Source organism: Bradyrhizobium sp. RT6a (assembly GCF_040547675.1).
GTDB lineage: Bacteria > Pseudomonadota > Alphaproteobacteria > Rhizobiales > Xanthobacteraceae > Bradyrhizobium.
Genome location: NZ_JBEPQC010000003.1, coordinates 51,965 through 66,179, shown reverse-complemented (window position 1 = coordinate 66,179; position 14,215 = coordinate 51,965). Strand labels below are relative to the sequence as shown.

Sequence of the window (14,215 nt, the reverse complement as noted above, 5' to 3'; positions counted from 1 at the left end):
GCGCCGTCGATTGTCGCTCGAGAAAGCGAGAATTGCATGCGTTCGCCAAAGCTCCCGTCGTTATCTCGACGCGGTTTCTGCCTGTGTTGCGTCGGCGCCGCCGCGTCCGCCGCCGCTTCGGGATGGCTCAGCCCCAGGCAAGCCTACGCAGAAGCGCGAGGCATCGTCAGCCTGATCAAGGACAGTGCTGCGGTATCGCCGATTGTCACGCACAAGCTCCGAAACAACATCACCGTGCTGGAAGGCTCCGGCGGCAACATTGCCGTGCTGACCGGGCCCGACGGCAAAGTGCTGATCGATGCGGGCATCCGCGCCTCATGTCCCCAGCTCACCAAAGCGCTGGCTGATCTGGGCGCCGATCCAGTCACCCATCTCGTCAACACCCACTGGCATTTCGATCATGCCGATGGCAACGAATGGCTGCATGCAGCCGGCGCCAAAATCATTGCGCAGGAAAACACCCGCAAACACCTTGCCGAAGTGCAGCGGGTCGAGGACTGGGACTACAATTTCCTTCCGCTCGGCGCGGGCGGAATCCCCAGCGAAGTCTTTGCCCACAGCCGCGAGCTTAAGCTCAACGGAAGCTCGATCGGCCTGAAGTATTACGGGCCCGCGCACACCGACAGCGATATCTCCGTCACCTTCGCGGAAGCCAACATCGTTCACGTCGCCGACATGTTCTGGAACGGCATCTATCCGTTCATCGACTATTCGACCGGCGGCAGCATCGACGGGATGATCGCTGCATGCGACGCCAATCTCGCGGCGATGGACAAGGACACGATCGTCATCGCCGGGCATGGCAAACCCGTCGGCAACAAAGCCGAGTTCCAGGCCTTTCGCGATATGCTCGTCGGGATTCGCGACAACGTCGCTCGCCTCAAGAAGCAGGGACGAACGCGGGATGAAACCGTTGCGGCGAAGCCGACAGCGGCGTTCGACGCGATATGGGGGCAGTTCGTGATCGATCCCGGCTTCTTCACCCGGCTGGTCTATCAGGGCGTTTGAAAAACGCCTCGCGGCCATCGGCGAACTCATCGTTTTGAAAGGACATTGACATGAAAACCGCGGAGACCACACGCAAGCCATCGCTCCTCGATCGTCGCCGTCTCGTTCTTGGGTTGTCCGGAGCGGCTGTCGCATTTTCTTCGACGGCAGCATCCGCGAAGCCGGAGCGCGACGCACACACCGCCGCTGCCTATCCGGTCACCTATCATCGAACCGCGACCGTCGACGGGATCAAGATCTTCTATCGCGAGGCGGGTCCAAAGGACGCCCCGGTTGTGCTGTTGCTGCACGGCTTCCCGACGTCCTCCCACATGTTCCGCAACCTGATCCCGGCACTGGCCGACAGGTACCACGTGATCGCTCCCGACTATCCTGGATATGGCCAGAGCGAGATGCCACCGCGCGCGACATTCAAGTACACGTTCGATCGTTTCGGCGAGCTTGTCGGCGGCCTGCTCGACCAGCTCGGCGTCACCCGCTACGCGATGTATGTCATGGATTACGGAGCTCCCGTGGGCTGGCGCCTCGCGCTCAAGAATCCAGAGCGCATCAGCGGCCTGATCGTGCAGAACGGCAACGCCTATGACGAAGGGCTGAAGGAGTTCTGGAATCCGATCAAGCAATACTGGGCCGACGGATCCGCTGCCAGCCGGCAGGCATTGATGAAGCTGGTCACGCTGGAAACGACGAAATTCCAGTACACCGACGGCATGTCCGACGTCAGCCGGATTTCACCCGACAATTGGGTCCAGGATCAGGCGCTGCTCGACCGTCCCGGCAACAGCGAAATCCAGATGGACCTGTTCTACGACTATCGGACCAATTTGCCGCTCTATCCCGCGGTACAGGCCTATTTCCGCAAGCACAAGCCGCCGACACTGATCGTCTGGGGCAAGAACGATTTCATCTTCCCGGCCGATGGCGCCCATCCCTACAAACGCGACCTGCCCCAGGTGGAATTTCACCTCATCAACACCGGCCATTTCGCGCTTGAGGACAAGTTCGACGAAATGGTCCCGCTGATCCGCGGCTTCCTCTCCCGCAAGATCGCCTGATCATTCCGGAAGAAAATAACCGTCGGCTGCGGCGTTTCGCCCGGCTTCACAAAACTGCAATGCGCGGTCCGCATAAGACGGTCTCCGTTAACAGGAGACGCACATGCGCGCGACTTTTCTTGGCACCGTCGCAACGATCATTCTCACCGCGAGCTCCGCGCTCGCGCAGAGCGAAGGTGAATTCCCCGCCAAGCTCGCCGGCCACGTGGTGATGCCGGCTGCCACGTTCATCGACGCGCCGGCAGACGCGCCCGCCGATCTCAAGACATCCGGCAAATACACCACCGGCAAGCGGGTCGACGCGCTCGGCACGGTGATGGGCAAGTCCTACGAGCGGGCGACCGGCGTGTCGCTGCCGTTCAAGGGCCAGCCGCTGCAGGGTCATTCCGGCATCAAGACCATGCCGGACGGCACCTTCTGGGTCATCACCGACAACGGCATGGGCGCGCGCGCCAACTCGCCGGATTCGATGCTGTACCTCAACCGCTACAAGATGGATTGGGCCGGCGGCAAGATCGAGCGGCTGGAGACCGTGTTCCTGCACGATCCCGACAAACGCGTGCCGTTCCGCATCGTGCATGAAGATACCGAGAAGCGCTATCTCACCGGCTCCGACTTCGACACCGAGGGCTTTCAGATCATCGGCGACACCATCTGGATCGGCGACGAGTTCGGCCCCTACATCCTGAAGGCCGACAAGACCGGCAAGATCCTCGGGCTGTTCGAGACGGTCACTGACGGCAAACCGGTGCGATCGCCGGATCATTGGGCGGCGGCGACGCCGGGCGCGCCGGGCGCAACCTACACCAACGTCAACCTGCGTCGCTCCAAGGGTTATGAGGGCTTCGCCTCCTCCAAGGACGGCAAATTCCTCTACGGCCTGCTCGAGGGCCCGCTGTGGGATGCCGAGAAGAAGGACTGGGAGAAAGTCGACGGCAAGGAAGCCTCCCGCATCCTCGAATTCGACGTCGCCGCGGAGAAGTTCACCGGCCGCTATTGGCAGTATGTGTTCGAGCAGAACGGCAACGCCATCGGCGACTTCAACATGATCGACCCGAGCGCCGGCCTGATCATCGAGCGCGACAACGGCGAAGGCACGCCCGACAAGGCCTGCCCTCAGGGGATCCGCGGCGAGAACTGCTTCCCTGATGTGGCCAAGTTCAAGCGCGTCTACAAGATCGAGCTCACCGACGCCAATGTCGGCAAGCCCGTGCGCAAGATCGGCTACATCGATCTCCTGAAGATCAGGGATCCCGACACGAAGGCGAAGAAGCCGCTTAATGACGGCGTCTACACCTTCCCGTTCTTCACGATCGAGAACGTCGATCGTGTCGATGAAACCCACATCATCGTCGGCAACGACAACAATCTGCCGTTCTCGTCCAGCCGCGATCCCAACAAGGCCGACGACGACGAGTTCATGCTGCTCGATGTCGCGGATTTTCTGAAGGCGAAATAAGCTGACGCTCTCTCAATGCGGGTCATGCCCCGGTCAAGCCGGGGCATGACAGCGGGGGGCTTATCGCACCGTAAACTCCACCGGAATCGTAAAGCTCATCACGCCGTTCCTGATCTCGTCCGGGATCGGCGGAAATGGCGAGGCCTGGCGGGCCATCGACATGGCCTGGGCGTCGAACGCGGCAACACCGGACGAGCCACTGAGCCGGCTCGACGTGACCTGTCCGCTGCGGCTGAGGGTGAAGCTGAGCCTGGCAACGCCGCGCTGACCGCCGCCGCCGGACGGATATTGGTGGAAGCGCATCAGATGCGCGCGAACCCGCTGATTATAGGATGCGATCACGGAGGCCACCGCGCCGGCGCTCATCGCGGATGCCATCGGCGCCTCACGCTCGGCCCGCGGCGGAGCGCTGGTGCGCGGTGCGGGCATCGCCTCCGACGGCTTCCTGGCCTCGCGGCGGACCAGCTTCGGCTTCGCCGGCGCAGGCTTTTCCACCGGCACGATCTTCGCCGGCTCGGGCTTCGCCGGTGTCGGCTCGAGCTTCTGCTCCGGCGGCGCGACGACGTCCGGCTTCTCCTGCGGCGGTGTCGGCGCGATGGTGTCCTCGGCGGTCTGCTGCTGCACCGGCTCCGGCGGCGAGGCGTCGGCCTCCTGCATCACCGGTCCCGGCGCGACGTCGTCCTGCACCGACTGCGGTGCCGACGTCACCGGCGCCATATCGATCATGATCGCCGGCAGGCTGACGCCCCGCTCGGGCAGCGATTTGAGCCAGCTCGTCGCAAGAAGCGCGGCCGCGACGTGCAACGCCACGATCACCGCGGCCGCTACGCTCCATCGTGCCCCCTCGCGCTCGCCGAGCGGCTCGTGCAGGGCAAAGGCGTTCGCGGCCATCAGCTGCGTCCGTCGAGCCCGACCAGCGCAACCTTCAAATAGCCGGCGTTGCGCAAGGTGTTCATCACCTCCATCAGGTCGCCATAGGAGACGGCCTTGTCGGCGCGCAGGTAGATGCGTTCGTCCTTGCGGCCCTTGGTGGCGACATAGAGCGACGTGCCGAGCGCATCGCGGGCGACGACGTCCTCGCCGACCGCGATCGAGAGATCCGGCTTCACGGTGAGGAAGACCGGCTTGTCCGGCCGCGGCGCCGGCTCGGCAGCGGTCGCCGGCAGCTCGACGCCGATGTCGACGGTGGCGAGTGGGGCGGCGACCATGAAGATGATCAGCAGCACCAGCATCACGTCGATGAACGGCGTGACGTTGATCTCATGGGTGACGTCGAGATCATCCGGGTCGCCGCGCTTGAGCGGCGATCCCGACCGTGCGCCGAGCTTCGCGGCCATGGCCTACTCCGCCGCCCGCGCCATGCGGAACTCTCTGTGGTCGCGCTGCCGGCTCACCAGCAGCATGAGCTGTGCCGAGGCATCGCCCAGCAGCGCCCGGTAGTTGGCGATGCCGCGGACGAGGTGATTGTAGATCACGACCGCCGGAATCGCGGCGACGAGGCCTAGCGCGGTCGCGAGCAGCGCTTCCGCGATACCGGGCGCGACCACTGCGAGGCTCGTGGTGTGGCTCTCGGAGATACCGATGAAGGAATTCATGATGCCCCAGACCGTGCCGAACAGGCCGACGAACGGCGCCGTGGCGCCGATGGTCGCGAGCACGCCGGTGCCGCGCGCGATCTGCCGCGACATCGCGGCTTCGACCCGCTCCAGCCGCAGCGCGACGCGCTCCTGAAGGCCGTCGTCCAGGATGCCGCCGGAGAGCTCTGCTTCCTTCGCGCAGGACTGGATGAGCTGGGCGACGGCGTCATGTGCGTCGCCGGTCTGTTCTGCCGCCTCGATCAGCTTGATGTTGCCTTCGAGCGCGCGCGTCCGCTGCAAGGCGAGCGCGCCTTTGCGGCGTAGTTCGATGGACTTGGCGAGCCAGACCGTCCACGTCACCAGCGAGGCGATGGCGAGCCCCACCATCACCGTCTTCACGATGATATCGGCGCCGAGGAACATACCCCAGGGCGACAAATTGCGCGGCAACAGCGCTTCGTCGATCGCGAAAGCTGGAGTCGGTGCGAGTGCCGCCAGCAGGATGGATCCAATCATGTGCCGAAGGCTGGAAATGCTTCGCATGCCTGATCTCCCAACAGACAGTGAAAGCTACGCGGCCGGCGCGGCCGTGCGGTCCGCAAGCTGCCGGAACCGCACAAGCTGGTCCGCACGCAGCGCCCGGGTCTCGTCGCGGCCGACGAAGACCTTGAACATGATGCCGCCGTCCGCGTTGACGAAAGCGACGAAGGCCGAAGTCTTGCTCATGAAGGGACGCTCGACGAAGGCCACGGCCGCACAGCGCTCGTGGCGGAGATGGCCGTGCAAGCCCTTCGGCTGCATCAGGTTGAAATAGCCGCGGCCGATCTCGCCTGCCGGGATCGCGCCGGTGAACTCGAAGATCGCATCGTCCGTATGAACGATCAGCGTCACCTCGCCCCACGCGGCGATGTCTTGCATGGCAGCGACGAAATGCTCGCCGCCACCCACCCGAACCATCGACGACGGCAGCGCCTCGATCACTGCGCGCGGCGTGACCTTGCGCTCGCGCGCGACGTCCTCGATCACCGCGCCGGGATTGTCGGCCATATACGCCTTGAGATCGGCGAGATCGGTGCTCAGCATGTCCAGCTCCTCTCGTGCTTCGCGCTGCCTCAGGCAGCCGCGGCCTTGCGCTCGCTCTGGATCACCTCGAAACCTTCGAACTTGGGATGGCCGAGATAGAGGCTCTCGCCGGTCGGATTGTCGGCGCGGGCATGGGCACGACGAAACTGATCCGAGCGCGTCCACGCCTCGAACGCCGCCTTGTCGACCCAGGTGGTGTGCGAGGAGTAGAGCGTGTGGTCCTCGGCCTCGGGACCTTTCAAGAGATGAAACTCGACGAAGCCCGGCATGCTGCCGAGATAGGATTCGCGGGTAGCCCAGACGGTTTCGAACGCGGTCTCCGCGCCGTTCTTCACTTGAAAACGGTTCATGGCGATAAACATTTAACTCTTCTCCTATCAGTCATGCAGATCGGCGAACGCCGACCGGGTCTTCAGAACGCGCCGAAACCACGCCGGGGACATCGGCGTGGCTTTGGAGGCGATGCGGTCCCCCATCGGGATCGCCGGCAGTCTCTTTAGGTACCGCCGAAGTGGTACTTGAGGCCTCCCTTGATCACGAGCCCCGCGCCGGCGCTCGCCCATTTCACGTCGTTTTGCGTATCGCCGGTACTGCCGACCGGAATGGCATAAGGCCGGTAATACCGGTTGAAGAGATTCTCGACCGAGAAATTGAGCGTGAGGTCCGACGTCGGCTGATATTGGGCATAGAGATTCACGAGATCGTACGAGGTCGCCGGAGTGTAGCTTCGTGGGATGTCGTAATTGGCGATGGCCGATGTCCACATCACCGAGAGGATCAGGGTTCGGTCGAGCAGGCGCACGCCGGCCGTCGTGGTGATCTTCTGCGGTGGAATGCTGTACAGGCCAAACCCCGTCTGCAGGTTCTTGCCACTTTGATAAGTGCCGGAGAGACCGAGGAACCAGAGGTTTGCGTCGTACATCGCCTCGGCTTCCAAGCCCTGAATGCGCGCCGACGCCACGTTCTGATATTGCAGGAACGGCAGCACGGTGATGCTCGGTGCCGGCGGCGGACCGGTGGGAACGACCAGGGGATTTCCGTAGGCGACCTGATCGATGAAGTCCGTTATGTCGTTGCGGAATACGTTGATCTTGCCGCGCAGCGTATCACCCGGCGTGAACAGGTCATTCTTCTTGATGTTGAAGCCGATCTCCTTGTTCTTGCCGACCTCGGGCCGCAGGTTCGGATTGGGCACGAAGCAGAAAGTCGAATCCGCGCCCGGTCCCGGTGTGCCTGACGGACAGCGGAAGAAGGAGTCGTTGATCGTGGCACCCGAATGCGGCCCGCTGACCAGCGTCTCCGTGATCGATGGAGCGCGATAGCCTTCGGCATAGCTGACATACGGCGTCACGACCGCGGTGGGAACAAGCGCAACCGTGATCTTCGGCGACAGCCGATCGCCGCCGGACGACGAGGAAGCCGAGGAAAGCTGATAGTTATCGTACCGGAGCGCGCCGATCACCTCGAGCATCGAGGTATAGTTCGCCTTCCACTGCACGAAGCCGCCAGACACCGTGCGTTGACCGCCGGGCGTCGTGACCTCCGACGTGCCGGTCGTGTCGCGCGACGATACCTTGTCCTGGAACGCGTCCAGTCCGTAGGTCAACGCGTGACGCCAGCTTCCGGTCTCGAAGCGCGACGTGTTGTGCACGTCGACGCCAATCGTGTCGAGCAGATATCCGCGATTACTGCCGATACAGCCCGACACGGCATTTCCAGGCACGCCGCCGCAATAGACCGACGGCGTTACGCTCGTATGCGCGCTCTTGACCTGATCGTTCTCGGTGCGATTCCAGTACACCTTCGCGTCCCAATCGACCCATGGATTGTCCGGCTGTGAATATTTCCAGCCGAGCGTCGTGGTGTAGTTCTTGACATTGGATGCGTAGATCGACGTGCCGCCGAGATTGTTGGTGCCGTTCGCATTGGTCGAGTTGGGATCACCGACGCGCCGTGGCGGCTGGCCCACGCGGTAGATGTCTTCCTGGAAGATCGTGCCGAGCTTGACCTCGTGCCCGTCCGCAGGCCGCACCGTCAGCTTGGCGATGCCGCTCGTGAGGCGGTTGCCCGTATTGGCAACCTCGAAGCCCGTGCCGTCCTTGTAGTTCTCCTGCGTGGAGTAGGTGCCGCCGGCGAACACGTCGACATCCGGATTGACGCGGACGCCGCCGAAGGCTGAGCCGAGCGCACGCCCGTAATTGCTGCCAAGGATGGTCTTGACGTCCACGCCCCATCGCTCTCCCGCGCGCACGACATCCTCGATGTCCTTGGTACGGAACGACGCCACACCTCCGATCGCACCGGAGCCGTAGATGTTGGCGGTGGGGCCACGGACGATGTCGATGCCGCCGATCAGCTCGGGATTGAGGAAGAACGAGCCGTTTGCGAAATGACCGGTCCGCTGATAGTTCTGCCGCGCGCCGTCGACGACGACAGCGACACGGCCGAAATCCTGCAAGCCGCGGATGTTGATCGAGGTCGACGGCTCGTCGCCGCGATTCTGAACCCACACGCCCGGCACGTTGTAGATGAGATCGCCGACGGTACTGGCCTGCCGCGCCTCGATCTGCGCCGACGTCACGACGCTGACCGGCGCAAGCGCATCGACGGCACGCTCCTCGGTCTTTGAGGCCGCGGCCGTGATGGTGTCGAGCGCTTGAACGGGCGCGACGCCGCCGGCCTGGGCGCGGGCGTTCATGGCATCGGGCGCCGCCTGCTGCGCGACCCGCGGCTTGGGCTGCTTGCGCTTGGCCTGCTTCGGCCGCTCCGGCGACACACTCTCGGCTTGCGGCTGAGCAGTCTGCGCGAGGCCGCTCTCCGTCACCAATGCCGCAATTGAAACCACCGACGCGCCCAAAATAAGGGCGCGCGAATACCTAGCCCCGTCAGCCATATCAGCCCCAGCCTGCACTTCACTTTTTGGAGTCTTTTGGCTGGCGTGCGTTCGCAAAGCGAACGACTGGCTGGCTGATGTTCTCGAGACGCGGACAAGCTGTCCGCTGCCTTAATTGGTTACGTGGCAACACTTCGACGGTCAATGACATCAGGTTGCAGTTTATATCGATTGTAAATCGTCGCCGTTGGAATGCGCTTCGCGCCGCTTATACAAGCAAGACGCATCTGAAATTTCGAAAGCGCATCACACCTACCATGTCAGCAACGTCCGGAGACAGCGACGGCGATGCGGCAGGGCCGACACAAAGCCCTTCTGCAACAACGAGAACCCTCATTATGCGAGGGAGCCGGATCGACAGCCGCGAGCTGTTTGCGGCCGAGCGCGAGATCATCATCGCGCATGGCGAGGACAATTATCGCCTGCGTTTGACCTCGCAGAACAAGCTGATCCTGACGAAGTAACCTGCAATGGCATTTTGTCGCACCCTCAAGAAGCTCCTGCTCTCCGGCACGATCGCGTTCGCGTCCAGCGCGTACGCCGCCGGTATCACCGTGCATGACGCGCGCAACCGCGATGTCGCTGTCGCCGACTTTGCACGGACCGTCTCGATCGGCGGCGCCATCACCGAGATTCTCTATGCGCTCGGGCTCGAGAGCCGGCTGGTCGGTGTCGACACCACGAGTCTTTATCCGGCAGCGGCGCTGCGCGACAAACCTAATGTCGGCTACATGCGCCAGATTTCAGCCGAGGGCGTGCTCGGCCTCAGCCCCACGCTGATCCTGGCGATCCAGGGGTCGGGCCCGCGCGAGACCATGGACCTGCTGGAGACGGCGAAGGTGCCGCTGGTGCTGGTGCCGGAGACTTTCACTGAGGACGGCCTGATCGAGAAAATAAGACTGGTCGGCCATGCCATGGGCGTCGACGCGCGCGCCGAATGTCTGAGCGCCGCGGTCAGCGCCGATCTCGCGCAGCTGCGCGCACTGCGCGCCAAGGTGACGAAGCCGGTCCGCGTGATGTTCGTGATGTCGCTCCAGAACGGACGCGCCATGGTCGCCGGCCACAAGACCGCCGCCGACGAGATCATCCAGCTCGCGGGCGCCGCCAATGCCGTGGACGACTACGACGGCTACAAGATCATCGGCGACGAGGCGATCGTAGCGGCGAAGCCCGATGTCGTGCTCTCGATCGAGCGCGGCAAGGACTCACTCCAGGCCGACGCGATCTATGCCCATCCCGGCTTTGCGTTGACGCCGGTCGCAGCCAACAAGAGTTTCATCACGATGAACGGGCTCTACCTGCTCGGCTTCGGGCCGCGCACCGCGGCGGCGGCGCGCGATCTCTCCGTCAAGCTCTATCCGGCATTGTCCGACCGGGGTGGTACGTTCGCCTCGGCCTTGTCGGCGGCGAACTGCCGGCAATGAGTGTTGCGGTCGGGACTGGAGCGCGTAGCGCTGCGCAACGCGCCGGCAGGGGACGCAGGTTCGGGTCGGTTGCGCTTCCCCTTCTCCTCGCGGCGCTCGCCGTCATGGCGACCGTTGCGCTAACCGTCGGCGCGGCCGGCATTCCCCTCTCGCGGCTGCCTGCCGCGCTCGGCTTTGCCGGCAACGCAGCCGCCGATGCCATGACTGCCCGTGACCAGCTCGTACTGTGGTCGATCCGCATCCCCCGGATCGCGGCGACCGCGATAGTCGGCGGCCTGCTCGCCGCGGCCGGCGCAATCATGCAGGGCCTGTTCCGCAATCCGCTCGCCGATCCTGCGCTGGTCGGCGTCTCCAGCGGCGGCGCGCTCGCGGCCGCAAGTGCCATTGTCTTCACCGATTCACGCCTGGGCGAGACGCTGCATTTCCTGCAGACCGAGCTGTTGCCGCTTGCGGCTTTTGCGGGATCGCTGGTCACGACCGCGACCCTCTACGGCATCTCCAGCCGCTCGGGGCGGACCTCGATCGCAATCTTCCTGCTCGCCGGCGTTGCCATCACCGCGATCACCAATGCCGGCATCGGCCTGCTGGTGTTCGTCGCCGACGACCGCCAGCTCCGCGACATCACGTTCTGGCTGCTGGGCTCGATGAGCGGCGCGACCTGGACCAAGGCCGCCGTGCTCGCGCCCATCCTGGTCGTCGGGCTCTTGGCCTGCACCTACATCGCGCGCGGTCTCGATCTCCTGGTGCTCGGCGAGGCCGACGCCTTTCATGGCGGCGTCGACGTCGAGCGGCTGAAGCGGATCTCGATCGTCATGGTCTCCGCCATGACCGGCGTCGCGGTGTCGATCAGCGGCGTCATCGGCTTTGTCGGCATTGTCGTGCCGCATTTGTTGCGCCTCGTCATCGGCCCGACGCACAGCCTGCTGCTTCCGGCTTCGGTGCTGCTCGGTGCGATCCTGATGGTCGGCGCCGACACGCTGGCGCGCACCATCGTGGCGCCGGCGGAAATGCCGATCGGCATCTTGACCGCCGCGGTCGGCGCCCCCCTCTTCCTAGGGATTCTGCTGCGGCAGCGCGGGCTGGCCTCGCTATGAGCGCCGTGATCGAAGCCCGTGCTTTAACCAAGCGCGCCGGACGCGCGACGCTACTCGATGGCGTCGACCTGAGCGTGGGGGCCGGCGAGATGGTCGCCATCATCGGTCCGAACGGCGCCGGCAAGTCGACGCTGCTGCGGCTGCTCTCGGGCGACCTCCGCCCGAGCGAAGGCGAGGTGCGGCTGCAGCAGCGCGATCTCCGCAGCTATACGCCACGGGAACTCGCCGCGCGCCGCACGATGTTGTCCCAGCACATCAACGTCACCTTCCCCTTCACGGTCGGGGAGATCGTGCTGATGGGCGCGGGCGACCGCAGCTTGCGCGATCCCGGTCCGCTTGTCGATGCCGCACTGGACGAGGTTGGCCTGACGAAATTTCGCGAACGACAATTGCCGACGCTGTCAGGCGGCGAGCAGCAGCGCGCCCATTTCGCCCGCGTGCTGGTGCAGCTCGCCTGCGGCGAGGCCGAGCACGGACCGGGCCTTCTGCTGCTGGACGAGCCGACCTCGAGCCTCGACCTGCGTCACCAGATCGACCTCGTCGAAGCCGCGCGCCGCCGCGCGGCGGATGGCACCGCCGTCATCGCGATCCTGCACGATCTCAATCTTGCGATCCGATTTGCCGACCGGTTGGTCGTGCTGAACCGCGGCCGGCTCGCCTCCGACGGCCCGCGCGCCGATGTCGTCACACGCGAGACCATCCGCGACATCTTCGAGATCGACGCCGTCGTCCATCAGGCTGACGACGGCGTACCTTACGTGTTGCCGCAATCGATGCGCGCGGTGCCGCCTGTGGCGGGAATTTAGCCCGCCGGCACGATCACCATACTCTTGTCCTTCGGCCAACGGATGCGCCAGGCGAAGTTGATGTCCTTGACCTCACCGGGCTTGGCGTCGAACGACCATTCCAGGACGCCGCGCCGGTCACGAATGTTGCTTGCGGTCGGCGGCGTGGTCGCAGGCAGCATCTCGACGAGGATGTCCTCGCTCTCGCTGATCGGCAACTGGTCCTCGATCGCGACCTTGATCGGGAAGTCGTGACCATTGCGGATCGTCGTCTTGAACGATCGCTCGTCGGTCTTCGACGTCGTGACCAGGAGACCGGCCGACCCTTCGTTGCGCTTGAGCACCGCGCGCTCGATCCTGACCTTGTCGTCTGCGCCGAAGCCGAGCCGCACAATATCGTCCTTGGCCGAAGGCGAGAGCTTGCCGCGGCCGACGAAGGTTCCATCGCGATAAATTGCGACCTTGCCCGGCAACAGGCTCGTGTCGTCGGCCTGCTTGAAGCTGGCTTCGAGGAAGGCGGTGGGATCCATCACCGGTGCCGCGCGCACCGTGAGATCGGCGGGCACGGTCACCGAGGCGATGCGCAGGCTCTTGGCGCCCTCGGCGGCGCCGAGGCTGACGCGGCCGGGAATTTTGTAGGTAGCCTGGAAGTCCCCGATCTCGGCGACCGCCTGCTGTTCTTCGGCGCGCTCGCGAATGTCGTCGGCCGCCTTGGCCGCGGACGTTTCCATCTTTCGCTGCTGCATTGGCGCCGCCGCAGGCATTGACGAATCCGAAAGCGAACCCAGCGCCCGCGGCCTCGGTACCTGCGGATATTGTGCGACCAGCGAATTCAGCTCCGGCGCGCTGCCGCCGCGGCCGATGCGGACCGTGGAGACGCCAAGCGTGACGTTGGACCAGTCCTCGCCGGTGGATTGCGTGACCTCGGCGCGGCGGACCAATTCGAGCTGCGGCTTGCGGTCCTTGGCGCCGGTGTCGAGCCGGGCGTCATAGAGCGGCAGCCATCGGGCGTTGCGGACATTGTAGGTGACCCTCAACGTCGCCTTGGTTGCTGCCGGCGCGGCGATGTCCATGCGGACTTCGAGCTTGCTCGGCGGCTTGGCCTTCCGCTCGACTTCGAGCTGGGCGATCTGCCGATCAATCTCGCGCATCTTGCGCGTGGCGTCGCGGACGGCGGTATCGGCGCTCGCAATTTCCTCACCGACGGTGGCAAAGGCCGTGCGCCATTCGGCAATCGGCCGCGCCTCGCCCTTGTCGCCAATGCCCGCGGGCGACGCTTCCGCAAAATGCTCCGCGAATTTGCGCCGCGCATTGGCCGAGTCGATCGCGCCTTGCAGGTCGGCGCGCTGGTCGTTCAGCGCCTCGATGCGCTTGTCCAGCTCCGGCAAATTGACCGGCGCCGCACGCGGTGTTCGCGCATCGATCGTGCCGATGGTGAGCTTCGCTCCCCCCTCGCCCTCCACCCGGATCGAGGAGGTGTCGAGACCAAGCGGGAAGTCCTTGGCAATGAGCGTCGAGTCACCAGACGGCAGGTCCACCGCGATGACGCGGGTGACGGTCGCGCCATCGGGGTAAACGGTGACGGTATCGATGGCCGATGTGGCGTCCAATTCTGCGGCCCATGACGGCGACGCGAATGCCGTGGTCAACAGAACCAGGCTCGTCGTTGCCAAACATTTTGCGGTGATGCGCATCAAGTCCCTCCTCCAACTCATCGCCGCCGCCAGCCGGACGCACGATCCAATGCCTCGCCAACATGGTTGGACGCGGCAGGGAAGGAATTGGTTCGATTGGGGTTTCCGGGGGGCGTCGCCGCGGCGGCAGCAAGGCCCGCAAT

Annotated in this window: 14 protein-coding genes; 7 read left to right on the top strand and 7 right to left on the bottom strand. The window is 64.5% G+C overall.

The genetic code is table 11. The annotated features are described in order from the left end of the window. The first annotated feature begins 36 nt into the window (after window positions 1–36). The 3 genes from ABIC03_RS18250 (at window position 37) to ABIC03_RS18240 (ending at window position 3,522) form a co-directional block, all read left to right on the top strand. The gene (locus tag ABIC03_RS18250) at window positions 37–1,008 is read left to right on the top strand and encodes an MBL fold metallo-hydrolase (protein ID WP_354059822.1); all 972 of its coding nucleotides are present in this window, start codon (window positions 37–39) and stop codon (window positions 1,006–1,008) included. A gap of 50 nt (window positions 1,009–1,058) precedes the next feature. Then, the gene (locus ABIC03_RS18245) at window positions 1,059–2,063 is read left to right on the top strand and encodes an alpha/beta fold hydrolase (protein WP_354059820.1); all 1,005 of its coding nucleotides are present in this window, start codon (window positions 1,059–1,061) and stop codon (window positions 2,061–2,063) included. A 103-nt stretch (window positions 2,064–2,166) separates the two neighbouring features. Beyond that, window positions 2,167–3,522: an esterase-like activity of phytase family protein gene (locus ABIC03_RS18240; protein WP_354059818.1), complete on the top strand. Its 1,356-nt coding sequence runs from the start codon at window positions 2,167–2,169 to the stop codon at window positions 3,520–3,522. Between the two features lie 60 nt (window positions 3,523–3,582). Here the strand turns inward: ABIC03_RS18240 and ABIC03_RS18235 are convergent, their stop codons facing one another. The 6 genes from ABIC03_RS18235 to ABIC03_RS18210 form a co-directional block, all read right to left on the bottom strand. After that, entirely contained in the window at window positions 3,583–4,413 is an 831-nt protein-coding gene (locus tag ABIC03_RS18235; RefSeq protein WP_354059816.1) for a TonB family protein, read from the bottom strand. After that, window positions 4,413–4,859 carry a TonB system transport protein ExbD gene (gene exbD / locus ABIC03_RS18230; RefSeq protein WP_354059814.1) on the bottom strand — a complete coding sequence of 149 codons (447 nt, stop codon included), beginning with the start codon at window positions 4,857–4,859 and terminating at the stop codon, window positions 4,413–4,415. Before exbD ends, ABIC03_RS18235 begins: the two co-directional genes overlap by 1 nt. A 3-nt stretch (window positions 4,860–4,862) precedes the next feature. Beyond that, on the bottom strand, window positions 4,863–5,642 hold the full coding sequence (gene exbB / locus ABIC03_RS18225; protein WP_275169548.1) for a tonB-system energizer ExbB: 780 nt from the start codon (window positions 5,640–5,642) through the stop codon (window positions 4,863–4,865). A 27-nt stretch (window positions 5,643–5,669) separates the two neighbouring features. Then, entirely contained in the window at window positions 5,670–6,182 is a 513-nt protein-coding gene (gene hutX, locus ABIC03_RS18220) for a heme utilization cystosolic carrier protein HutX (protein ID WP_354059812.1), read from the bottom strand. Window positions 6,183–6,211: 29 nt separating this feature from the next. Beyond that, window positions 6,212–6,544 (bottom strand): heme-degrading protein HmuQ, encoded by a 333-nt coding sequence (gene hmuQ / locus ABIC03_RS18215; RefSeq protein ID WP_275169549.1) that lies wholly within the window; start codon window positions 6,542–6,544, stop codon window positions 6,212–6,214. A 134-nt stretch (window positions 6,545–6,678) separates the two neighbouring features. Beyond that, complete coding sequence (locus ABIC03_RS18210; protein ID WP_354059810.1) at window positions 6,679–9,075, bottom strand: TonB-dependent hemoglobin/transferrin/lactoferrin family receptor; 2,397 nt, start codon at window positions 9,073–9,075, stop codon at window positions 6,679–6,681. Window positions 9,076–9,332: 257 nt separating this feature from the next. On the opposite strand from ABIC03_RS18210, the gene ABIC03_RS18205 reads away from it, so the two are divergent. Genes ABIC03_RS18205 through ABIC03_RS18190 form a run of 4 tightly spaced genes read left to right on the top strand, consistent with a single transcriptional unit; the run spans window position 9,333 to window position 12,399 of the window. Continuing rightward, a complete protein-coding gene (locus ABIC03_RS18205; protein ID WP_354060862.1) occupies window positions 9,333–9,539 on the top strand; it encodes a hemin uptake protein HemP in 207 nt (68 codons plus the stop codon). Window positions 9,540–9,545: 6 nt separating this feature from the next. After that, the gene (locus tag ABIC03_RS18200) at window positions 9,546–10,499 is read left to right on the top strand and encodes a heme/hemin ABC transporter substrate-binding protein (RefSeq protein WP_354059808.1); all 954 of its coding nucleotides are present in this window, start codon (window positions 9,546–9,548) and stop codon (window positions 10,497–10,499) included. Further along, a complete protein-coding gene (locus tag ABIC03_RS18195) occupies window positions 10,496–11,593 on the top strand; it encodes a FecCD family ABC transporter permease (protein WP_354059806.1) in 1,098 nt (365 codons plus the stop codon). Before ABIC03_RS18200 ends, ABIC03_RS18195 begins: the two co-directional genes overlap by 4 nt. Further along, window positions 11,590–12,399 carry a heme ABC transporter ATP-binding protein gene (locus tag ABIC03_RS18190; protein WP_354059804.1) on the top strand — a complete coding sequence of 270 codons (810 nt, stop codon included), beginning with the start codon at window positions 11,590–11,592 and terminating at the stop codon, window positions 12,397–12,399. Before ABIC03_RS18195 ends, ABIC03_RS18190 begins: the two co-directional genes overlap by 4 nt. Here ABIC03_RS18190 and ABIC03_RS18185 read toward each other — a convergent pair. Further along, window positions 12,396–14,072, bottom strand: a complete 1,677-nt coding sequence (locus tag ABIC03_RS18185; protein ID WP_354059802.1) for a mucoidy inhibitor MuiA family protein — start codon at window positions 14,070–14,072, stop codon at window positions 12,396–12,398. The genes ABIC03_RS18190 and ABIC03_RS18185 overlap by 4 nt on opposite strands. Window positions 14,073–14,215: the final 143 nt, after the last annotated feature.

Excerpts from the sequence above, each read along its gene's own strand:
- exbB (WP_275169548.1), bottom strand. The coding sequence starts at position 5,642 with ATGCGAAGCATTTCCAGCCTTCGGCACATGATTGGATCCATCCTGCTG.
- hutX (WP_354059812.1), bottom strand. The coding sequence starts at position 6,182 with ATGCTGAGCACCGATCTCGCCGATCTCAAGGCGTATATGGCCGACAAT.
- ABIC03_RS18240 (WP_354059818.1), top strand. The coding sequence starts at position 2,167 with ATGCGCGCGACTTTTCTTGGCACCGTCGCAACGATCATTCTCACCGCG.
- ABIC03_RS18205 (WP_354060862.1), top strand. The coding sequence starts at position 9,333 with ATGTCAGCAACGTCCGGAGACAGCGACGGCGATGCGGCAGGGCCGACA.
- hmuQ (WP_275169549.1), bottom strand. The coding sequence starts at position 6,544 with ATGTTTATCGCCATGAACCGTTTTCAAGTGAAGAACGGCGCGGAGACC.
- exbD (WP_354059814.1), bottom strand. The coding sequence starts at position 4,859 with ATGGCCGCGAAGCTCGGCGCACGGTCGGGATCGCCGCTCAAGCGCGGC.
- ABIC03_RS18235 (WP_354059816.1), bottom strand. The coding sequence starts at position 4,413 with ATGGCCGCGAACGCCTTTGCCCTGCACGAGCCGCTCGGCGAGCGCGAG.
- ABIC03_RS18185 (WP_354059802.1), bottom strand. The coding sequence starts at position 14,072 with ATGCGCATCACCGCAAAATGTTTGGCAACGACGAGCCTGGTTCTGTTG.
- ABIC03_RS18195 (WP_354059806.1), top strand. The coding sequence starts at position 10,496 with ATGAGTGTTGCGGTCGGGACTGGAGCGCGTAGCGCTGCGCAACGCGCC.
- ABIC03_RS18210 (WP_354059810.1), bottom strand. The coding sequence starts at position 9,075 with ATGGCTGACGGGGCTAGGTATTCGCGCGCCCTTATTTTGGGCGCGTCG.
- ABIC03_RS18250 (WP_354059822.1), top strand. The coding sequence starts at position 37 with ATGCGTTCGCCAAAGCTCCCGTCGTTATCTCGACGCGGTTTCTGCCTG.
- ABIC03_RS18245 (WP_354059820.1), top strand. The coding sequence starts at position 1,059 with ATGAAAACCGCGGAGACCACACGCAAGCCATCGCTCCTCGATCGTCGC.
- ABIC03_RS18190 (WP_354059804.1), top strand. The coding sequence starts at position 11,590 with ATGAGCGCCGTGATCGAAGCCCGTGCTTTAACCAAGCGCGCCGGACGC.
- ABIC03_RS18200 (WP_354059808.1), top strand. The coding sequence starts at position 9,546 with ATGGCATTTTGTCGCACCCTCAAGAAGCTCCTGCTCTCCGGCACGATC.